This window comes from Streptomyces sp. NPDC059989, assembly GCF_042736975.1.
In the GTDB taxonomy this organism is placed as follows: Bacteria; Actinomycetota; Actinomycetes; order Streptomycetales; family Streptomycetaceae; genus Streptomyces.
The window spans coordinates 51,743-73,264 of sequence record NZ_JBHWUO010000008.1 but is presented as its reverse complement, the minus strand read 5'-3'; the positions used below and the strand labels follow the sequence as shown (position 1 = coordinate 73,264).

General features: G+C 71.0%; 14 protein-coding genes. 3 read left to right on the top strand and 11 right to left on the bottom strand.

The features are described 5' to 3' along the window. Positions 1 to 120: 120 nt before the first annotated feature. Complete coding sequence (locus tag ACFWBN_RS09720) at positions 121 to 1,227, bottom strand: CobW family GTP-binding protein (RefSeq protein WP_385173258.1); 1,107 nt, start codon at positions 1,225 to 1,227, stop codon at positions 121 to 123. A 24-nt stretch (positions 1,228 to 1,251) separates the two neighbouring features. After that, positions 1,252 to 2,412 (bottom strand): citrate synthase/methylcitrate synthase, encoded by a 1,161-nt coding sequence (locus ACFWBN_RS09715; protein WP_385173255.1) that lies wholly within the window; start codon positions 2,410 to 2,412, stop codon positions 1,252 to 1,254. Positions 2,413 to 2,482: 70 nt separating this feature from the next. Here ACFWBN_RS09715 and ACFWBN_RS09710 point away from each other — a divergent pair, with 70 nt between their 5' ends. After that, on the top strand, positions 2,483 to 3,706 hold the full coding sequence (locus ACFWBN_RS09710; RefSeq protein ID WP_385173252.1) for a citrate synthase family protein: 1,224 nt from the start codon (positions 2,483 to 2,485) through the stop codon (positions 3,704 to 3,706). A 39-nt stretch (positions 3,707 to 3,745) separates the two neighbouring features. Here ACFWBN_RS09710 and ACFWBN_RS09705 read toward each other — a convergent pair whose 3' ends face one another. From ACFWBN_RS09705 to ACFWBN_RS09680, 6 genes are all read right to left on the bottom strand, one after another. Further along, positions 3,746 to 5,332, bottom strand: coding sequence for a glycoside hydrolase family 13 protein (locus ACFWBN_RS09705; protein WP_385173249.1), 1,587 nt, complete (start codon positions 5,330 to 5,332; stop codon positions 3,746 to 3,748). Between the two features lie 10 nt (positions 5,333 to 5,342). Continuing rightward, positions 5,343 to 6,218 carry a carbohydrate ABC transporter permease gene (locus ACFWBN_RS09700; protein ID WP_385173247.1) on the bottom strand — a complete coding sequence of 292 codons (876 nt, stop codon included), beginning with the start codon at positions 6,216 to 6,218 and terminating at the stop codon, positions 5,343 to 5,345. A 15-nt stretch (positions 6,219 to 6,233) separates the two neighbouring features. Then, the gene (locus tag ACFWBN_RS09695; protein ID WP_385173243.1) at positions 6,234 to 7,142 is read right to left on the bottom strand and encodes a carbohydrate ABC transporter permease; all 909 of its coding nucleotides are present in this window, start codon (positions 7,140 to 7,142) and stop codon (positions 6,234 to 6,236) included. Between the two features lie 97 nt (positions 7,143 to 7,239). Continuing rightward, positions 7,240 to 8,640: an ABC transporter substrate-binding protein gene (locus ACFWBN_RS09690; protein WP_385173240.1), complete on the bottom strand. Its 1,401-nt coding sequence runs from the start codon at positions 8,638 to 8,640 to the stop codon at positions 7,240 to 7,242. A gap of 212 nt (positions 8,641 to 8,852) precedes the next feature. After that, the gene (locus ACFWBN_RS09685; protein WP_385173237.1) at positions 8,853 to 9,863 is read right to left on the bottom strand and encodes a LacI family DNA-binding transcriptional regulator; all 1,011 of its coding nucleotides are present in this window, start codon (positions 9,861 to 9,863) and stop codon (positions 8,853 to 8,855) included. 80 nt (positions 9,864 to 9,943) lie between these two features. Continuing rightward, positions 9,944 to 14,230: a discoidin domain-containing protein gene (locus ACFWBN_RS09680; RefSeq protein ID WP_385173234.1), complete on the bottom strand. Its 4,287-nt coding sequence runs from the start codon at positions 14,228 to 14,230 to the stop codon at positions 9,944 to 9,946. Between the two features lie 214 nt (positions 14,231 to 14,444). Here ACFWBN_RS09680 and ACFWBN_RS09675 point away from each other — a divergent pair, with 214 nt between their 5' ends. After that, the gene (locus ACFWBN_RS09675; RefSeq protein ID WP_385173231.1) at positions 14,445 to 16,070 is read left to right on the top strand and encodes an ATP-binding protein; all 1,626 of its coding nucleotides are present in this window, start codon (positions 14,445 to 14,447) and stop codon (positions 16,068 to 16,070) included. Next, positions 16,067 to 16,765, top strand: a complete 699-nt coding sequence (locus tag ACFWBN_RS09670; protein WP_385173228.1) for a response regulator — start codon at positions 16,067 to 16,069, stop codon at positions 16,763 to 16,765. Before ACFWBN_RS09675 ends, ACFWBN_RS09670 begins: the two co-directional genes overlap by 4 nt. A 4-nt stretch (positions 16,766 to 16,769) precedes the next feature. On the opposite strand, the gene ACFWBN_RS09665 is transcribed toward ACFWBN_RS09670, so the two are convergent. The 3 genes from ACFWBN_RS09665 to ACFWBN_RS09655 form a co-directional block, all read right to left on the bottom strand. Continuing rightward, a complete protein-coding gene (locus ACFWBN_RS09665; protein WP_385173225.1) occupies positions 16,770 to 18,362 on the bottom strand; it encodes a cation acetate symporter in 1,593 nt (530 codons plus the stop codon). Further along, positions 18,359 to 18,844, bottom strand: a complete 486-nt coding sequence (locus tag ACFWBN_RS09660) for a DUF485 domain-containing protein (protein WP_385173222.1) — start codon at positions 18,842 to 18,844, stop codon at positions 18,359 to 18,361. Before ACFWBN_RS09660 ends, ACFWBN_RS09665 begins: the two co-directional genes overlap by 4 nt. A gap of 138 nt (positions 18,845 to 18,982) precedes the next feature. After that, complete coding sequence (locus ACFWBN_RS09655) at positions 18,983 to 21,103, bottom strand: type IIA DNA topoisomerase subunit B (protein WP_385173220.1); 2,121 nt, start codon at positions 21,101 to 21,103, stop codon at positions 18,983 to 18,985. Positions 21,104 to 21,522 lie beyond the last annotated feature (419 nt).

Genomic DNA, 21,522 nt, shown 5'->3' with positions numbered 1-21,522 from the left:
TGCGCACTGTATGTGACAATCAGCCCCCGTTTGGGGAAACACGCCGACCCGCCTGCCACGACGAACCTGGTCTCGTGAAACTGATGTCTCGCCTCCGCAACGGGCCGCCGGGTCCAGGTTCTAGTGGGTCTCCGCCGCCTCCGCGGTCTCCTCGGCCTCGGATGAGGAGGCGGGCGGCTCGGGCTGCGCGACGTAGCGGAGGATGCCCCACATGCTCTCGGGGCGCGCGTCCTGCGGCGAGGCCTCGCGGCATTCCGCCAGCTCGCGCAGGAGTCCGGGGCCGTCGGTGCCGGAGCCGATCAGGACGAGCTGCGTCAGGCGCTCCTCGCCCCGCCCCCAGGGCCCCGGGGCGAAGCGGAGGAAACGGCCGACCGCGTGGACCTCGTACCGCTCCTCGTGCCCGGGGACGCCGAAGTAGACGAAGCCCTTGATCCGGTAGAGCCCGGCCGGTCGGCGGTCCAGGAAGTCGATGAAGCGGCGCGGGGAGAGGGCCTGCTCGGAGACGAACTCCGTGCTCTCGTACGCCGCGTGCGCGTGCCCGCAGTGCTCGTCTTCGTGTTCGTGGTCCTCGGCCTCCGCGATGAGGTCCTCGAAGGAGAGCTGGCCGCGGGTCTCGGTCCAGGGGCGGCGGTCGAAGAGCAGTTCCGGGTCGATCCGCCCGTAGTCGGCCCCGACCACGGGGGTGCCCGGAGCGCAGAGCGCGGCGAGCTCCCCCTCGATGCGGGCCCGTTCGGCGGAATCGACCCGGTCGGTCTTGTTGAGCACCACCAGGTCGGCGACGGCGAGGTGGCGGTCCGTCTCGGGGTGCCTGGCCCGGGACGCGTCGAACTCGGCGGCGTCCACGACCTCGACCATGCCGCCGTAGCGGATGGCCGGGTTCTCGCTGGCCATCAGCATCCGGATCATCTCCTGGGGCTCGGCCAGCCCGCTCGCCTCGATGACGATCACGTCGATCCGGTGGACGGGTGCGGAGAGCTTCTCCAGGTACGCGTCCAGCTCGCTGCCGTCGACGGCGCAGCACAGGCAGCCACCGCCGAGCGAGACCATGGAGTCCCCGACCTGGCCGGCGACCGACATGGCGTCGATCTCGATCGACCCGAAGTCGTTGACGACGACTCCGATCCGGGTGCCTCCGCGGTTGCCGAGGAGATGGTTCAGCACGGTGGTCTTGCCGGATCCGAGGAATCCGGCGAGGACGACGACGGGGATGGGCTGCCTGCTGTTCACCCGGTCGATCGTAGTCAGGCGCGGTCAGCCGAGCGGAGGCACCGGCTGGGGCGGGGTGGGTCCGGTGTAGCGGGCGGCCGGGCGGATGATCTTCGAGTCGGCGGCCTGTTCGAGGATGTTCGCGCTCCAGCCGACCACGCGGGCCGCGCAGAAGGTCGGGGTGAACATCTCGCGCGGGAGCCCGCACAGCTCCATGACCACGCCCGCGTAGAACTCCACGTTGGTGTGCAGTTCGCGGCCCGGCTTGAGCTCCGCGAGGATCGCCTCGACCTGGCGCTCGACCTCGACGGCGAAGTCCACGAGGGGGCCGCCGAAGCCGCGGGCCATGTCGCGCAGCATGCGGGAGCGGGGGTCCTCGGTGCGGTAGACGGGGTGGCCGAAGCCCATGATCCGGTCCCCCGCGAGGACCCGCTCGCGGATCCACGGCCCGATCCGGTCCTCGGTGCCGATGGCGTCCAGCGTGTCCAGGGCCCGGCTCGGGGCGCCGCCGTGCAGTGGGCCGGAGAGGGCGCCTATCGCCCCGGTCAGGCAGGCCGCGACGTCGGCGCCGGTGGAGGCGATCACGCGGGCGGTGAAGGTCGAGGCGTTGAATCCGTGGTCGATGGTGGAGATCAGGTACCGCTCGACCGCGCGGGCCTTGGCCGGGTCGGGCTCCTGCCCGGTCAGCATGTACAGGTAGTTGGCGGCGTACGGCAGGTCGTCGCGGGGATCCACCGGCTCCAGGCCCTGGCCCAGCCGGTGCAGCGCGGTCAGCAGGGTCGGTACGGCGGCGCAGGCGGCCAGCGCGTCGGCGGCACGCCGAGCGGGATCCAGGTCGTACACCGGGCGGAAGCCGGCGGAGGCCCCGAGCAGCGAGAGCGCGGTGCGCAGCCCGGCGAGGGGTCCGGAGAGGGCGGTGGCCCGCGCGAGGGCGGGGAGCGCAGCCCGCACCTCCTCGGGAAGGCGCCGCAGCGGGGCGATTTCGGCGGTGAAGGCGGCGCGCTCGGCGGCGTCGGCCGGGAGCGTTCCGCGGAACATCAGGTGCCACACGTCCTCGAAGCTGCGGCTTCCGGCGAGTTCGACGGCCGAGTACTGGCGGTAGTGGTAGAAGCCCTCACGGCCCCGGACATCACCGAGCTCGGTCTCGGCGACCACGACTCCCGCGAGACCGCGAGGTCCTTCGATGGTGCTGTCAGTGGTGTTCATGGATCGACCATCGATGATTGATGCAATCCTTGTCAATATTGATTGAATCAATATATGTAGGGTGTCGTGCATGAACGAAGAGCGACGGCTCACCACCCGCCAGGCCGCCGAGCTGCTCGGGGTGAAGCCCGCCACGGTGTACGCCTACGTCAGCCGCGGCCAGCTCACCAGCAGGCGCGATCCGGTCGGCCGCGGCAGCAGTTTCGACGCGGGCGAGGTGGAGGAGCTGGCCCGGCGCAACCGGCGCGAGGCGGCGGCGCCCGCCGGGGAGCTCTCCGTACGCACGGCCCTCACGCTCATCGAGCCGGACCGGTACTACTTCCGGGGCGTGGACGCGGTGGACCTGGCCTCGCGGTACGCCTACGAGGAGGTCGCGGAGTGGCTCTGGACGGGCACGCTCCCGCGCGGGGCGCGCTTCACGGCTCCGGCGGAGCCCCTCGCCGCGGCCCGGCGGGCGGTGGCCGCCCTCCCGGCGCACAGCGGACCGATCGACCGGCTGCGGGTGGCGGTGGCCGCGGCGGCGGTGGCGGACCCGCTGCGCTTCGACCTGTCCGAGGAGGCCGTACTGGGCTCCGCGCGCTGCCTGATCCCCACGCTGGTCGGGGCCCTGCCCGAGGCCGGGCCGGCCGGATGGGCCGGGGACGGCCGGATGGCCCGGCAGCTGTGGTCGCGGCTGACGGCGCGCGAGCCGGATCCAGACGCGCTGGCCGTGCTGGACCTGGCGCTGGGGCTGCTGGTCGACCACGATCTGGCCGCCTCCACCCTGGCGGTACGGGTGGCCGCCTCGGCCCGGGCCCATCCGTACGCGGCGGTGTCGGCCGGACTCGGCGCGCTCGAAGGACCGCTGCACGGCGCGGCCGGCCGGCTCGCGCACCGGATGCTGGTCGAGGTCCTGGAGCGGGGCGGGGCCGCTCCGGTGGTGGCGGAGTACCTGCGGGCGGGGCGGCGGGTGCCGGGGCTCGGCCACCGGCTGTACAAGGGCGAGGACCCGCGCGCGCGGGCGCTGTTCGCCCGGCTGGAGGGGCTGCCGCAGGCCGGCCCCGCGCTGGGTGCCGCGCGGGAGGTGGCGGCGGTGATGGCCCGGCAGGGCGGGCTGCACGCGAATGTGGACCTGGCGCTGGCGGTGCTGACGGTGTCGTGCGATATGGGGGCGGAGGCCGGGGAGACCGTCTTCGCGGTGGCGCGCACGGCGGGCTGGATCGCGCACGCGCTGGAGGAGTACCAGGAGCGGCCGCTGCGGATGCGCCCGAGCGGGGAGTACCAGGGGCCCCGCCCGCCGCAGCCGATGCCGTGACGGGCGGATCCGCCACGGGGCGGCGGTCCGGCCGCGGCGTCAGGTCCGCAGCCAGACCGCCGTGTCCTGCGGGAGCAGCCCCGTCCCGTCAAGCGCGGAGCTGCCCAGCAGGAGACTCGTGTGGGCCGGCAGCGGAACCGGCTGCTCGGACAGGTTGACCACGCAGACCAGCCCGTCGGGGCGGGCGAAGGCCAGCACCCCGGGCGGCGCGTGCAGCCACTCCAGCGAGCCGCCGCCGAATCCGGCCGCCGCCCGGCGCAGCCCGAGGGCCGTCCGGTAGAGGGTGAGCATGGAGTCCGGGTCGCCGTCCTGCCGGTCGGCGGCGTAGGCCGGCCAGTCGGCGGGCTGGGGCAGCCACGGGTCGTTCCACGGCTCCGCGGTCCACGGCAGCGGGACCCGGCAGCCGTCCCGGCCGGGGTCGCTGCCGCCGGACCGGAAGTGCATCGGGTCCTGAATACGGCTGAGCGGTATGTCAGCTTCCGGCAGGCCCAGTTCCTCGCCCTGGTACACGTACACGGCGCCGGGCAGGGCCAGGGTCAGCAGGGCCGCGGCCCTGGCCCGCCGGGTGCCCAGCTCCAGGTCGGTCGGGGTCCCGAAGGCCTTGGCGGCGAAGTCGAAGCCGGTGTCGGCGCGCCCGTACCGGGTGACCGTACGGGTGACGTCGTGGTTGCAGAGCACCCAGGTGGCCGGGGCCCCGACGGGGGCGTGCTCGGCGAGCGTCTCCTCGATGGAGGTGCGCAGCCGCTCCGCGTCCCACGGGCAGCTGAGGAAGGAGAAGTTGAAGGCGGTGTGCAGCTCGTCGGGGCGCAGGTAGCGGGCGAAGCGCTCGGAGTCCGGCAGCCAGACCTCGCCGACGAAGATGGCGTCGTACGCGTCGGCGATGGCGCGCCACGAGCGGTAGATGGTGTGCAGGTCGTCGCGGTCGATGTAGGGATGGGTCTCGCCGGGCCAGGGCTCCGGGGAGCGCCCGGCCAGATCGGGCAGGGCCGGGTCCTTGGCGAGCAGGGCGGCGGAGTCGATCCGTACGCCGGACACGCCCCGCTCGAACCAGAAGCGCAGCACCTCCTCGTGCTCGCGGCGGACGGCGGGGTGCTCCCAGTTGAGGTCGGGCTGCTGCGGGGTGAAGAGGTGCAGGTACCACTCCCCGTCCGGTACCCGCGTCCAGGTGGCGGCGCCGTTGAACTGCGAGGGCCAGTCCCCCGGCGGCAGTTCGCCCTGCTCGCCGCGGCCGGGCCGGAAGTGGAAGAGCTCCCGCTCGGGGCTGCCCGGTCCGCCGGCGAGGGCGGCCCGGAACCACGCGTGCCGGTCGGACACGTGGTTCGGGACGATGTCGACGATGGTCCGGATGCCCAGCTCGCGGGCCTCGGAGATGAGCTTCTCGGCTTCGGCCAGGGTGCCGAAGGCGGGGTCGATGGTGCGGTAGTCGGCGACGTCGTAGCCGCCGTCGGCGAGCGGGGAGAGGTACCAGGGGGTGAACCACAGGGCGTCCACGCCGAGTTCGGCGAGGTAGGGCAGGCGGGCCCGGACACCCGCGAGGTCACCGGTGCCGTCCCCGTCGCCGTCGGCGAAGCTGCGTACGTACACCTGGTAGATGGCGGCCGAGCGCCACCAGTCGGAAGCCGGCACGTCGATCCTTTCAGCCCTTGAGGGAGCCTGCCGTCAGGCCGCTCATGATGTTGCGCTGGAAGATCAGGAAGATGATGAGCGTGGGCGCCGAGGCCATCGCGAGCGCGGCGATGAGATGGTTCTCGGGAACTCCCGTGGACAGCGAGTAGATGCCGACGTTGAGCGTCTGGAGCGACGGGTCGGGGAGCGTGAGCATCGGCCAGAGGAAGTCCTTCCAGACGCCGACGATCGCGAAGATCGACACGACGCCCAGGATGGGCCGGGACATCGGCAGGACGACGGAGCGCAGGGTGCGGACCGCGCTCGCCCCGTCGATGGCGGAGGCGTCGAGGATCTCCTGGGGGATGGAGTCGAAGAACCGCTTCAGCAGGAAGATGTTGAAGGCGTTGGTGACGGACGGCAGCCAGATCACCCAGGGCGTGTTGAGCAGGTTCCGCTCGATGAGCGGCATGTCCAGGACGGTGAGGTACTGCGGTACGACGAGGACGGTCGCCGGGATCATCAGGGTCGCCAGCATCATGCCGAGCACGGCCTTGCCGAGGACGGGCCGCAGTTTGGACAGGGAGTAGGCGGCGGCCACGTCGAGGACCAGCTGGAAGGCCAGGGCCCCGAGGGCGTAGTAGAGGGTGTTGAACAGCAGTCCGGCGAGGTCCATGACCTTCCAGGCGGCGGTGTAGTTGGCGGTGTGCAGGGAGTCCGGGACCAGGGTCGGCGGGACCAGGGCGAACTCCTGGGTGCTCTTGAGGCCGTTCGCGGCCATCCAGTAGAGGGGGCCGAGGAAGACGAGGGTGAAGCAGGCCACCACCAGGACGAGGGCGGTCCAGTAGAGGACCTTGCCCCGGGTGCTGCCGAGTCGGGCGGGCGATATCAGCGTGCGCTCTGCCATGGGAGGGGCTCCTTGTCAGCTCTCGTTGTCGCGGCTGAGGCGGACGTAAAGGGCGGAGAAGCCCGCGAGCAGGACGAGCAGGCACAGGCCCAGGGCCGCGGCGCCGCCGTACTGGTTGAAGCTGAAGGCGTACTGGTACATCAGGACGACGACGGTGGTGGTCGAGCCTTCGGGGCCGGCGCCGCCGGTCAGCAGGAACGGTTCGACGAACACCTGCATCGTCGCGATGATCTGCATCAGCAGCATGAGCGAGAGGATCAGCCGGGTCTGCGGGATCGTGACGTGCCAGATCTTGCGCAGGAGGCCCGCTCCGTCGAGCTCGGCCGCCTCGTACAGCTCGCCGGGGATGCCCTGGAGGGCGGCGAGGTAGATCAGGGTCGCGCCGCCCATGTTCATCCAGGTGGAGGCGATGACGACGGAGAGCATCGCGGTGTCGGTGGATTGCAGCCAGTCCTGCGCCGGAAGGTGCAGGAATTCCAGCGCCCTGTTGAAAAGGCCGTAACCGGGGTCGTAGAAGTACTTGAAGAGCAGGATCGAGGCGACCGGCGGCATCATCACCGGCAGGTAGACGAGCAGGCGCAGATAGCCCTGCGCGTGGCGGAACTCGTTGAGCACGAGGGAGACCACGAAGGGGAGCGCGAAGCCGAGGAGCAGGGCGAGGCCGGTGAAGAGCAGGGTGTTGCGCCAGGCCTGCCAGAAGCCCGGGTCGCCGAAGACGTAGGCGAAGTTGTCCCAGCCGACCCAGCGGATGGCGCCGCCCTCGGTCTTCTGGAAGGCCAGCAGGAACTCCCGGACCATCGGGTACCAGGAGAAGAAGGAGAAGCACAGGACGGCGCCGATCAGGAAGCCGTGGGCCGTGAGGTTCCGCTTGAGCGCCCGGAGGAACTCCGCTCGGGAGGCCTGGGGCGGGGTGGGGGCCGACATCGCCGCTCGTCGCTCCTTGTGGGGTCGTCGCCGTCGGTACGCGGGAGGGGGCGGCCGGGGGTCCTCGCGAGCGGGCCGGGAGGACCCCCGGGAGCGGTTACTGGTTCCCCAGTACCTGGTTGACCGCCTTCTCGGCGTCCCCGAGGAGCTGGGCGGGGTCGGCGTCCTTGTTGGTGAGGACCCCCGACATCACCTTGTCGAGCACCTTGTAGACCTCCTGTGCCTTCACCGGCTCCGGCTTTCCGGGTACCGGGGCGTCCAGGAAGGACTTGAAGTTGGCGACCGGCATGGTGGCGCTCGCCGCCTTCAGCGCGTCGTCCTCGGCCTTGCTGGCGCCGGTGAAGAAGGCGGGCTGCGGGAGGCCGACCGGCAGGCCGTCGGCCTTGCTGCGGTCGTACCGGAACTGCCCCTTGCCGACCGCGAGGGTCTTGAAGTTCAGCCAGGCGACGGCTGCCTTGATCTTGTCGGGCGAGCCGCCCTTCTTGATCATGTAGCCGTTGCCGCCGGCCAGGGTGGCGGCGCCGCCGGGGATGGGTCCCATGCCGAAGTTCTCGTACTTCGCGCCGAGCTGCTGGACCATGTAGGTGATGTCGTCGGGTGCGGCGAGGAACATGCCGAGCTTGTCCGAGGCCATCTGCTTCTGCAGGTCGCCCCACTTGAGCAGCTGGGTCTTGCCCATGCTGTCGTCCTGCCAGCGCATGGCGTGGAGGTTGTCGACGATCTGCCGGCCGGTGGCGTTGTTGAAGGCGGCCTTGCCGTCGGCGCCGACGATGTCGCCGCCCAGGCCGTACATGGTGGCCGTGTAGTGCCAGCCGCCGGTGTTCTCCACGCTGTACTCGCCGAAGCCGGCGACGCCGTTTCCGAGGGCCGCGATCTTCTTCGCGGCGGCCCGGACCTCCTCCCAGGTGCGGGGCGGGGTGTCGGGGTTGAGGCCCGCCTGCTGGAAGAGCTTGCGGTTGACCAGCAGGCCCATCGTGTAGTTGCTGGTGGGCAGGCCGTAGAGCTTTCCGTCCTGCTTGAGGACGCCCAGGACGTTCTGGTCGATGTCGCCGAACGCGGGCACCGAGGCGGGGGTGACGTAGGCCGAGATGTCCTCGGCCCCGTCGTTGTCGAGCACCTGCTTGAGGTCGGTGAAGTAGGCGTAGAACACGTCCGGCTGGGACTTGGCCTTGAGCATCGCGGTGAAGCGCGGGGGCTCCAGGCACTGGCCGGGGGTGGAGCGGCCCTCGATCGTGACGTTCGGGTAGGTCTTGTTGAACTCCGCCACGTCCTCCTTCCACTCCTTCAGTTCGGCCGCCTTCGCCGCGGGCGGCATGCAGTCGATGGTGAGGGTGACCTTGGCCTTCGGGTCGAGCGGGGCAGTGGCGTCGGCCGAACCCCCTTCGGCCGGGGGCTTCTTGCCGTCGCCGCTGCTGCTCGTGCCGCAGGCCGCGAGGGCGGTGACGGCGAGCGCGGAGACAAGGGCGGCCGCGACGGCGCGGCGGACGTTGGTTCTCATCGGTGGTCCCCTTCGAGCATCGAGCAGGAGGCATGGGGCGAGCGCGGCACACTCAACCACCGCCCACAGAAGGACGCAATATCTCGTGTAAATTTCGTAAGAGATTGACAGCCGTCGCGGGAGGGTCGTGCACCGAACGCAAAAAGGGCTCCGGAACGTCGGTGGACGACGTTCCGGAGCCCTGGGCGCGATGCGCGAAGGCAGTACGGGCGCTACCCGCGCGGGGCCTGCGCGGTGGAGCCGCGGACCACCAGCTCCGGCTCGAAGAGCAGTTCGCCGGGCTGGACGGCCGCGCCCTGGATCTGCGCGGTGAGCAGCTCGACCGCGGCCCGGCCCATCGCCTCGATGGGCTGGCGGACGGTGGTCAGCGGGGGCTCGGTGCAGTTCATGAAGGCCGAGTCGTCGTAACCCACCACGGAGACCTCGCGGGGCACGTCCAAGCCCCGGCGCCGTGCGGCCCGTACCGCTCCGAGGGCCAGCGGGTCGCTCGCGCAGATGATGCCGGTGACCCCGCGGTCCAGCAGGCGGGAGGCGGCCGCGTGCCCGCCCTCCAGGGAGAACAGGGCCCGCTCCACATGGGCTTCGGGCAGCTCGGTGCCGGCCGCGGCGGCCACCGCCTGGGCGGCCACCAGCTTGCGCAGCGAGGGCATGTGGTCCGGCGGGCCGAGCACCAGGCCGATCCGCTCGTGCCCGAGGGAGGCGAGGTGGCGCCAGGCCTGTTCGACGGCGACTGCGTCGTCGCAGGCCACGCACGGGAAGCCGAGGTCCTCGATGGAGGCGTTGATGAGCACCACCGGAACCTTGCGCTCCGAGAGCAGCCGGTAGTGCTCGTGCGGGGCGTCGGCCTGCGCGAAGAGGCCGCCGGCGAAGACCACTCCGGACACCTGCTGCTGCAGCAGCAGTGCCACGTAGTCGGCCTCGGAGACCCCGCCGGTGGTCTGGGTGCAGAGGACCGGGGTCAGCCCCTGCTGGGCCAGCGCACCGCCGATGACCTCGGCGAAGGCCGGGAAGATGGGGTTCTGGAGCTCGGGCAGGACCAGCCCGACCAGCCGGGCCCGCTCGCCGCGCAGCTGGGTGGGGCGCTCGTAGCCGAGGACGTCGAGGGCGGTGAGCACGGACTGGCGGGTCGCCTCCGAGACGCCCGGCTTGCCGTTGAGCACCCGGCTGACCGTTGCCTCGCTGACTCCCACCTTCTTCGCCACTTGAGCAAGTCGTCGCGTCATGAGCGCAAGAGTAGCGCAAGCCATGCAAGTGGCTTGCGGTTCGAAGGGGCGGGGCACCCCGGGTGCCCCGCCCCTCGCCCCTAGGGCAGCAGGTTGATCTTGAACGTCGAGGTCGTGTTCCGCACGTCCACGGCGTTGTCGCTCATCTTGAGGTTGTGCAGGGTGACTTCACCGACCGCCGGTCCCTGCCCCGCCTCGGGCATCTCGTTCGCCCAGAGGCCGAAGCCGGACTTCGCGTCGAAGGCGTCGCCGCTCTTCTTCGCCCCGGTGATGGTGATGTCCTTCAGGACGGTGTCCTTGATGGGGTTGACCGGCTGTCCTCCCACGTACTGCGTCTGGAACATGATTCCGCTGTACGTCGGGTCGACGATGTCGACATTGTTGATCCGGATCCCCTGGAACACCTTCGAGGCCGAGAACAGCCAGATCCCGGGGAAGGTCTGCGCCCCCCAGAAATGGCCGCCGGACCGCACGATCGAAATGTTCTCGAAGGTCGTGGGATCCGTCCCGAATCCGTTCATCGGGTATCCGAAGTCCAGCGAGCTGATGGTGATGCCCGAATAGACGAGGGTGTCGGCGATGTGGATGTTCCGGAAGGTGTTGTTGAAGCCGCCGTAGACGGCGACACCGGCCGCGCGCCAGGTCAGGATCGTGGTCAGGTTCTCGTAGACGTTGTTCTTCATGTCCGAGCCGCCCGCGTCGATCGCCGAGAACAGCGCGAAACTGTCGTCGCCCGTGGCCCGCGCCTCGTTGTTGGTCACGAGGTTGTCCGTGCTGCCGTTGGTCATGTTGATGCCGTCGGCGAACATGTCGCGGATCCGGGAGTTCTTGATGGTGATCCGGTCGGTGTTGGCGCCCCAGTAGAGGCACACCATGTGCTCGTTCCAGATGTTGTCGATGGTGATGTCGGAGACGTTGGAGAAGTCGAAGACCTTGCCCGGGCCGTCGATGCGCGAGGTGTAGTTGCCGAAGTAGGCGAAGCCCGAGAAGGACGAGCCCTTCGCGGTGCCCTCCGCGCGCCAGCCGATGTCGGTGTTGTCCTGGGACGCGGGCGCGTGGAAGCGGGTGAACCACGGTCCGGCGCCGACGACCTGCACGGCCTTGCCGTACACCTGGAACTTGCTCGCCGTGTCGTACTCGCCGGGCGGCAGGTAGACGCCGACGAGCTTGCCGGTCGTGTCCATCCGGACCTTGTCCAAGGCGTTCTGCACGTCCTGGTGGGTGAAGCCCGCCGGCACGGTGTAGGTCGCCGGGTCCGGGTTGGGGAGGGCCGTGGCCTGCTCCAGGCTCACGAAGTCGATGGCGTAGGCGGAGGTGTTGGCCGCGTCCTTCTGGAGGCGGATCCTGCTGCCCTGCGGGACGGTTTCGCCGAGCAGGATGTTGGCCTCGTCATAGATGTGCCGCGGTGCGCCGGAGCCGGGCGAGTTGCCCGGGGCGGCCTCGGCGCCGTACAGCCAGGCGTACTTGGAGGTCAGCGGCAGGGTCTTCCTGAAGGCGCCGTCGACGTAGACGTTGATGGTGGAGTCGATGCCTCCGCCGCCCGGGGCGTCCGGGATGGAGAAGCGGGTGACCAGGGTGTTGGTGGCGGCCCGGGTGGTGAACTCCACGTACTCGCCGGTCGCGTCGAGGCTGACCGCCCTGCGGCCCGAGGCCTCGCCCGCGAGGTCGCCGATGGTGCGGTTGGGTCCGAGCACCGTCGCTCCGCCGCCGACGACCCCGTCCTCCGCCTCGTACATGTCGAAGGGCATGTTCGCCCCGCGGCCCACGAAGAGGGGCTTGGTGGAGGTGTTGTTGCCGCGCTTGACGGGCAGTTCGTTGGCGTCGTCGGCCAGGACCACCTTGACGGTGTACTTGCCGTTGACGGCCGGCCAGCTGCCGAGCGCGACGGGGGCCGTGGCGGCGCCGGCCGCGAGGGCCCCGCTGAAGGAGCCCGTCAGGGTACGGACGGTGGCGCCGACCGCGTCCTGGAGGGTGAGGGTGACCCCGTGCGTGCCGGAGGCGGCGGCCACGGTGCCCTGGTTCCGCACGGTGACCGTGAAGGCGACCGGCTGCCCGGCCGAGGGGGCGCCGGGCGACCAGCTCACTGCCGAGGCGACCAGGTCCGAGCTGGCGACCGGGCGGACCACGAGCGGGGAGCCCGTGAAGGTGTTGTTGGTGTCGTTCTGCTCGACGACCGTGTTCGCCTCGTCGACGACCGCGCTCAGCGGGTAGGTGCCCGCGTCGCGCGGGCCGATCCCGGCGGTGACGGTGACCGTGGCGCCCGCAGCGAGGGCGGGCACGTCGGCCGTACCGACCTTGGTGCCGCCCAGCCGGAAGGCGACGGCGGTGGCGGCGGCCGGGGCCGGGCCGCTGTTCCTGACGGTGGCGGAGAGGGTGACGGGGTCCGACTCCACCGGGCCGGCCGGGGTCGCGCTCAGGGCGGTGATCTCCAGGTCCGGATTGGGCGCCGGGACGCCTATGACCTGGAACTCGGCGATCTGGCCGTTGGAGGCGCCGGTGTTGGCGGTGAAGCGCAGCTGGACGTCCGCGACGCGGGCGGTCAGCGGGATGGTGACGGTGTTCCCGGAGGCGGGGTTGAAGACGTACTCCTTGGCGGCGGCCAGCGGGCTGACGCCCGAGGCGCTCTGCTCGCGGCCGAGGACCTGGATGGTCTGGGTACGGGTGCCCCAGCTGCTGTCCGGGCTGAGCTTGAGGACGAGGCGGTCGAGGTCGGCGTTGGCGCCGAGGGCGACCGTCAGGGTGCTCGGGTAGGCGCCGGCCGCACCCTCCCAGTAGGTGGCGGTGCTGTTGTCGTTGGCGTTCTCGGCCACGAAGGTGTGGATCACCGAGGAGCCGGTGATCGGCTTGCCCACGGCCAGGTTGGAACCGCCGCCTCCGGTGCCGTTGCGGGTGACGGTGTTGCTGTCGCCGGAGCGGTTGCCCGCCGCGTCCCTGGCGCGGACGAAGTAGCCGACGGTGGCGCTCGCCGGCTGGGTGTCGGTGTAGGTGGTGGCGCTGCCCGCGACCGTGGTGCGCAGCACGCTGTTCGCGTAGACCTCGTAGCCGGTGACGGCCACGTTGTCGGTGGAGGCCTGCCAGGTGAGCTTGACCTGGTCGGCGGCCGGCTGGGTGAGGGTCAGGGCGCCCGGGGCGGTCGGGGCCTGGGTGTCGCCGGTGTCGCCGGCGCGGGTCACGCTGTTGCTGTTCGGCGACTGGTTGCCGGCGGCGTCCTTGGCGCGGACGTAGTAGGTGACGTTCGCGCCGGTGGGCTGGGTGTCGGTGTAGGCCGTCACGTCACCGGCCACGCTGGTGCGCAGCTGGTTGTTCGCGTAGACGTCGTAGCCGGTAACGGCCACGTTGTCGGTGGCCGACTGCCAGGTGAGCCGGATCTGACCGGTGGCGGGCTCGGTGTAGGCGAGCGCGGTCGGGGCCGTCGGCGCCTGGGTGTCGCCGGTCTGCGGGCCGTAGATCTCCAGCTCGGAGAGCTGACCGCCCGGCTGTACGGAGTTGAGCGAGATCAGGACGCGGACATAGCGGGTGGTGGCCGCGTCGAAGGCGAGGGTCGCCGCGTTGCCGCCGGCCGCGTTGAAGTCGTAGGCCTTGGAGGCGGTGAGGTCGGTGAAATCCGAGCCGTTGGCGCTGCCCTGGAGCTTCAGGGTCTGGGTGCGGGCGCCCCAGCTCTCGGGGAGGCGCAGGACCACGCGGTCCACGCGTACGGAGGCGCCCAGGTCGGCCTGGATCCACTGGGGCAGGGCGTTGTTCGCGCTCTCCCAGTAGCTGGCGGTGTTGCCGTCGTTGGCGTTGGCCGGGAGGTAGGTCTGGGTGCTGCTGCTCGCGGTCAGGGTCTTGCCGAGGGCGAGGTTGGCCGAGGACTCGCCTGGGGCGCGGACCTCCAGCTCGGAGAGCTGTGCGGCCGGCCAGCCCGTGTTGGCGGTGATCTCGATCCGGACGTAGCGGGTCTGCGCGGCCGGGAAGGTGGTGGTCACCGCGTTGCCGCTGCCCTGGCCGAAGGCGTACGCCGCCGAGTTCACCAGGGTGCTGAAGCCGGTGCCGTCGGCGCTGCCCTGGACGGACAGGGTCTGGCTGCGGCCCTCCCACGCGGCGGGCAGCTTGAGCACGACCTGGTCGACGCGGGTGACGGCCCCGAGGTCGGTCTGCACCCATTGCGGGAAGGTGCTGCCGGCGCTCTCCCAGTAGGTCGACTGGTTGCCGTCGGTGACGTTGGCGGCCACGTAGGCGCCGTTGGCGCTGCTCGCGGTCGCGGGTCGGCCGGCGGCGATGCTCGGGCCGCCGGCGGCCGCGGCGGTCAGGGCCGGCAGGCCCAGGATCAGCAGGGTGGTGCCGATGAGGGCGGCCAGGGCCCGCCATCTCCAGTTGAGCCTTCTCATATGTCCTCGACCCTCGGCATGAGTTTTGTGAACCAGGTGAGATAGGAATTTGCATCGTGCGGTGCGAGAGTTGCAGAGCATTGCTGAGTCGTCTACTACCGTGACCGCATTTTCGTGCTGTCATCGCTTGCGCAAGCTGGGCGCAAATCACGCAAGCGATTTGCGTGCACGAGGGAATTCCGCTTGTGCCGGAGCCGACCTACCGTTGCTACTCATGCGGTTCCTCCTCATGAGCGCTCGGCGCCTCGGGCTGCCCAGACGGGCCGTCTCCCAGATCCTGCTGACCCAGCTGGCCATCGCCGGCGGGGTGGTCGTGCTGGCCACCGGCCTGTTCCTGGCCCCGCTGAGCGCGCAGCTCGACGACCAGGCGATGCGGCGCGCCCTGGCCATCGCGCAGTCCGCCGCGGCCGACCCGTCACTGGCCGCGGACCTGCTGGACTCGGGGGCCTCGCCGGACAGCCCGGTGCAGTCCTCGGCCGAGCGGATCCGCCGGGCCACCGGAGCCGAGTACGTGGTCGTCATGGACCTGGACGGCATCCGCCGCTCGCACCCCAGCCCCGGACGGATCGGGCTGCCCGTCTCCACCGACCCGAGCGACGCCCTGGCGGGCCGCGAGGTCATGGAGATCGACGAGGGCACCCTGGGCCGCTCGGCCCGCGGCAAGGTCCCGCTCCTGGCGTCCGACGGCGAGATCGTCGGCGCCGTCTCGGTCGGCATCGCCTACGACAGCGTCCGCGACCGGCTGCTGGGCGCCATCCCCGGCCTGCTCGCCTACGCGGGCGGCGCCCTGGCCGCCGGCGCCCTCGCCGCCTACCTGGTGTCCCGCAGGATCCAGCGGCAGACCCGGGACCTGGCCTTCTCCGACATCGCCGGCCTGCTCGCCGAGCGCGAGGCGATGCTGCACTCCATCCGCGAGGGCGTGATCGCGCTCGACCGGGCGGGCCGGGTCCGGCTCGTCAACGACGAGGCCGCCCGGCTGCTGGGCCTCACGCCGGATGCGGCGGGCCCGTCGGGTGTCCTCGCCGGACGCCCGCTGGAGGACGTACTCGGCGCCGGGCGCACCGCGGACGTCCTCGCGGGCCGGGTGAGCGGCCGCGACCTGGTCACCGTCCAGGGCCCCCGGGTCCTGGTCGCCAACCGGATGCCCACCGAGGACGGCGGCGCGGTGGCCACCCTGCGCGACCGCACCGAGCTGGAGCACTTGGGCCGCGAGCTCGACTCCACCCGTGGCCTGATCGACGCCCTGCGCGCCCAGGACCACGAGCACGCCAACCGCCTCCACACCCTCCTCGGCCTGCTGGAGCTCGGCCTGCACGAGGAGGCGGTGGAGTTCGTGACCGAGGTCGTCGGGGTGCACCGCACCACCGCCGAACAGGTCACGGAGAAGGTCCACGACCCGCTGCTGGCCGCCCTCCTGGTGGGCAAGGCGACCGTCGCGGCAGAGCGCGGCGTCCCGCTGCGGCTCGCCGAGGCCACCCTCCTCCCGGACCGACTGGTGGACCCGGGCGACCTCGTCACGATCGTCGGCAACCTGGTGGACAACGCCCTGGACGCCGCGGTCGGCTCGGCGGCACCCCTGGTGGAGGTGGAGCTGCGCGCCGAAGGCCGGACCGCCGTGCTCCGCGTGCGCGACAGCGGACCCGGCGTCCCCGTGGCGCGCCGCGAGGAGATCTTCACGGAGGGCTGGTCGACCAAGCTGGCCAAGGCCCACCGCGAGCGCGGGCTGGGCCTCGCCCTCGTACGCCGCCTCGCGGAGCGGCAGGGCGGCAGCGCCCGGGCCGGCGAGACAGCGGACGGAGGGGCGGAGTTCTCCGTCGTACTCCCGGAGGCCCTGCGATGAACGAGACCCCGATGCGCGTATTGGTCGTCGACGACGACATGCGCGTTGCCCGGATCAACGCGGCCTACGTGGCGAAGGTTCCCGGTTTCCGGGTGGTCGCGCAGACCCACTCCGCGGCCGAGGCCCTCGACTTCCTCACCACCCACCCCGTGGACCTGATCCTCCTCGACCACTACCTTCCGGACGAGAACGGCCTCGACCTGGTGCGCCGCCTGCGCCAGCTCGGCCACAGCACCGACGTGATCATGGTCACCGCGGCCCGTGACCTGGCCACCGTGCAGACCGCCATGCGCCTCGGCGCCCTCCAGTACCTGGTCAAGCCCTTCACCTTCGCGGGCCTGCGCTCGAAGCTGGAGGCGTACGGGGCACTGCGCCGCACCCTGGACACCGGCGGCGAGGCCGAACAGGCCGAGGTGGACCGGATCTTCGGCGCCCTCGCCGCCGCCGGATCCCCGAACGACCTCCCCAAGGGCCACTCCCCCACCACCGCGGAACTGGTCCGCCAGGTCCTGCGCTCCGCCGGAGGCGCCCTGTCCACCCAGCAGATCGCCGACCGCGCGGGCATCAGCCGCCAGACCGCCCAGCGCTACCTGAAGCTCCTCGAACGCTCGGGCCGCGTCACCCTGGCCCTCCGCTACGGCGAGACGGGCCGCCCGGAGCACCGCTACACCTGGCTCCCCTCGGAAGGGCCCTGACGGCTCACACCGCCCCGGCCCCCGTCAGCGAGCGGACCTCGGTCTCTGCGTGCTTGCGCTCGTCCGCCTCCTCGCCCGAGGTGACCGTGCCCAGCCAGCCCGCCAGGAAGCCCAGCGGGATGGAGATGATCCCCGGGTTCTGGAGCGGGAAGTACTGGAAGTCCACGCCGGGGAAGAGCGATTCGGCGCTCCCGGAGACCACGGGCGAGAGCACGACCAGCAGCACCGCCGGGATCAGGCCGCCGTACACCGCCCAGACGGCACCGCGCGTGGTGAACCCGCGCCAGAAGAGCGAGTACAGCAGCACCGGCAGGTTCGCCGACGCCGCCACCGCGAAGGCCAGTCCCACCAGAAAGGCCACGTTGAGGTTCTGGGCGAGCAGCCCGAGAGCGATCGCGACCGCCCCGATGCCGACGGCCGCGATCCGGGCCACGGAGACCTCGCTGCGCTGCCTGGCGTGCCGCCGCTTGAGGGAGGCGTACAGGTCGTGCGCGACGGAGGCCGACGAGGCCAGGGTGATCCCGGCGACCACGGCGAGGATGGTGGCGAAGGCGATGGCGGCCACGAAGGCGAAGAGCACCGCGCCCCCGGTGGTCTCGGCGCCCCCGCCGAGGTGGGCGGCGAGCAGCGGAACCGCCGTGTTCCCCGAGGCGTTGGAGGCCCGCACCGCGTCCGGGCCGACCAGGGCCGCCGCCCCGAAGCCGAGCACGATGGTCATCAGGTAGAAGCCGCCGATCAGCGCGATCGCCCACACCACCGACCGGCGCGCGGCCCGCGCGGTGGGGACCGTGTAGAAGCGCGACAGGATGTGCGGCAGCCCGGCGGTCCCCAGGACCAGCGCGAGGCCGAGGCTCATGAAGTCGACGCGGGCGGTCCAGTCGCCGCCGTATTTGAGGCCGGGGCTCAGGAACCGGAGCCCGTGCCCGCTGCGGTCGGCGGCGCTGGTGAGCAGCTGGTCGAAGTTCCCGTGGAAGCGCAGCAGCACGAGCACGGTCAGGGTGATCGCCCCGCCCATCAGCAGCACGGCCTTCACGATCTGGATCCAGGTGGTGGCCCGCATTCCGCCGAAGGACACGTAGACCACCATCAGCGCTCCCACGCCGATCACGGTGAGCGTCCGTGCCGCGGTGCCCGAGCTCCCGAGCAGCAGGCCGACCAGACTGCCCGCGCCGACCATCTGCGCGACGAGGTAGAGCACGGAGACGACGACCGAGGAGGTGCCGGCCGCGATCCGCACCGGCCGCTCGCTCATCCGGGCGGCCACCACGTCGGCGAGGGTGAAGCGCCCGCAGTTGCGGACCAGCTCGGCGACCAGGAACAGCACCACCAGCCAGGCGACCAGGAAGCCCACCGAGTACAGCAGGCCGTCGTAGCCGAAGAGGGCGATCAGCCCGGAGATGCCGAGGAAGGAGGCGGCGGACATGTAGTCGCCCGCGATGGCGAAACCGTTCTCCAGAGGCGAGAACAGCCGCCCTCCGGCGTAGAACTCCTCGGCCGACCCGTGCCGGTTGCGGCTGACCCAGGTGGTGATGCCCAGGGTCACCGCGATGAAGACGCTGAACAGGATCAGCGCGAGGGTCTGGTGCTCGGTGGTCACCGGCCGGTCCCCCTCGCCCGGTTCCGCTCCTGGCCGCGCTCCTGCTCGAATACGGTCCAGCGCAGGTCGAGCGCGGCGCGGTCCCGGCGCAGTCGCGCGTGCCGGGCGTACGCCCAGGTCAGCAGGAAGGTGCTGAGGAACTGCCCGAGCCCCGCCAGCATGGCCACGTTGACGGCGCCGGCCACGGGCCGGGCCATGACGCCGGGGGCGGCGGTGGCGGCGACCACGTAGGCGACGTACCAGAGGAAGAAGCCGGCGGTCGCGGGGACGACGAACCTGCGGTAGCGGCTGCGGACCTCCTGGAACGCGGCGCTGCGCTGCACTTCGAGGTAGATCTCGGATGCGCCGGGCGCGGGGCGGCCGTCGGGGACCGGGGGCGGCGGGGACGCTTCCCCGCCCTCGCCCCAGCCGACGGCCAGCGCGTCGTACCAGGGGTCGTCCAGCCGGATCGTTCCGGCATCACGACCTTCGTGCTTGTCCACCGAACTCTCCTTGTCCGCTGCCGCATTGGCCGCGTGCCCACAAGGATGTGCGGAATGGACCCTTTCCGGACTGGTGTCCCGGAACTGTTCACCCCTTCAGGTGATGGAGCGAACAGCCCGGGTGTGCCGGTCGCGGGGTCAGGCGTCGATGCGCGAGCGGTCCAGGGTGGCCGCGGAGCTCGTGATGAACTCCTTGCGCGGGGCGACCTCGTTGCCCATGAGGAGGTCGAAGACCGTCTCGGCCGAGTCCAGGTCGCCGATGTTGATCCTGCGCAGGGTGCGGAAGCGGGGGTCCATGGTGGTCTCCGCCAGCTGGTCCGCGTCCATCTCGCCGAGGCCCTTGTAGCGCTGGATCGAATCCTTGTACCGGATGTTCTTGCGCTGGTACTCCAGGAGGGTCTGGCGCAGTTCGTTGTCCGAGTACGTGTAGACGTACTTGTCCTGGCCCTTCTTCGGCTGGACCAGCTCGATCCGGTGCAGCGGCGGCACGGCAGCGAAGACCCGGCCCGCCTCGACCATCGGCCGCATGTACCGCTGGAAGAGCGTGAGCAGCAGGCAGCGGATGTGCGCGCCGTCGACGTCGGCGTCGACGAGCAGGACGATCTTCCCGTAGCGGGCGGCGTCGAGGTCGAAGGTCCGGCCCGAGCCGGCTCCTATGACCTGGATGATCGCCCCGCACTCGGCGTTCTTGAGCATGTCCGAGACGGACGACTTCTGGACATTGAGGATCTTGCCGCGGATCGGCAGCAGCGCCTGGAATTCGGAGTTCCGGGCGAGCTTCGCCGTACCGAGGGCCGAGTCGCCCTCGACGATGAAGAGCTCGCTGCGCTCCACGTCGTCGCTGCGGCAGTCGGCCAGCTTCGCGGGCAGCGAGGAGGTCTCCAGCGCGGTCTTGCGGCGCTGCGCCTCCTTGTGCTGGCGGGCCGCGATCCTGGTCCGGGCGGCCGCGACGATCTTCTCCATCACGGCGCGGGCCTGCTGCTTGTCGTCGCGCTTGGTGGAGGTGAGGAAGGCCTTGAGCTCCTTGGCCACCACGGCGGCGACGATCCGGGTGGCTGCCGAGGTGCCGAGCACCTCTTTGGTCTGGCCCTCGAACTGCGGCTCGGCGAGGCGGACGGTGACGACGGCCGTCATGCCCTCCATCGCGTCGTCCTTGACCACGTCGTCCTCGGCCACGCGCAGCAGCTTCGCGGAGCGCAGGACCTCGTTGACGGTCTTGGCGACCGAGCGCTCGAAGCCGGAGACGTGGGTGCCGCCCTTGGGGGTGGCGATGATGTTCACGAAGGACTTGACGTTGGTCTCGTACCCCGTGCCCCAGCGCAGGGCGATGTCCACGCCGAGCTCGCGGGTGACCTCGGTGGGGGTCATGTGGCCGCGGTCGTCGAGGACCGGGACGGTCTCCTTGAACGTGCCCGTGCCGGTCAGGCGCAGGACGTCGCAGACGGCCTTGTCCTGGGCGAGGTACTCGCAGAATTCGCTGATGCCGCCGTCGAAGCGGAAGGTCTCCTCGGTCTTGCCGGCTCCGTCGATGCCGCGCTCGTCGCGGACGACCAGGGTCAGGCCGGGGACGAGGAAGGCGGTCTGGCGGGCGCGCTGGTAGAGCGTCTCCAGGTTGAGCCGCGCGTCCTTGAGGAAGATCTGGCGGTCGGCCCAGTAGCGGACCCGGGTGCCCGTCTTGCCCTTGGCGACCCGCTTGACCTTGCGCAGGCCGTTGGCGGGGTCGAAGGGGCTGTCGGGGCCCTGCTCGGTGAACATTCCGGGGACGCCGCGGCGGAAGCTGATGGCGTGGGTGGAGCTGTTGCGGTCGACCTCGACGTCCAGGCGGGCGGAGAGGGCGTTGACCACGGAGGCGCCGACGCCGTGCAGGCCGCCGGAGGCCGCGTACGAGCCGCCGCCGAACTTTCCGCCGGCGTGCAGCTTGGTCATGACGACCTCGATGCCGGAGAGGCCGGTCTTGGGCTCGACGTCGACGGGAATGCCCCGGCCGTTGTCGCGGACCTCGACGGAGGCGTCCTCGTGGAGGATCACCTCGATGTGGTCGCAGTAGCCGCCCAGGGCCTCATCGACGGAATTGTCGATGATCTCCCAGAGGCAGTGCATGAGGCCCCGGCTGTCGGTCGAGCCGATATACATGCCGGGGCGCTTGCGGACGGCCTCCAGCCCTTCGAGGACGAGCAGGTGCCGCGCGGTGTAGTTGGAACCGTCCCGGTCTGCTCCGGACAGCAGCGCGCTGGAAGGCACGGACGTGTCGGCGGTCACGCAGTTCGCTCCTCGCTGAATTTCTTTTCTGGCCCGGTGGGGCGCAGGGGTGGCTCGGGTGCCGGTCGAAGGGTACCGAGGCCAGGTAGAGCCGATGCAACGCCACCCTCGCCCGTTCCTCAGCCTAGTCCAGATCCGCACGGGTGTTCGATCCCCCGTGCGGGTGACGGAAACATCACGTTCCCTTCCAGGCATGAACCATTTAGGGTTCGGGCACGTCCTCATGAACAACCTGGCACTCACGCCGGGGAGGATGGAACTGCAACAGCGAACGACTGACAACGCGAAACCGTAAAGCAACGCAATACGGCTCCTTCGCCGCCAACCGGCAGCAGCCGGCCAGCTTCGGAAGGAAGTTTCGAGGAAAAGCCGCGAGCGGGAACGTTTTCGGCCTGGTTGGATGTTGACCCTGGTACGAC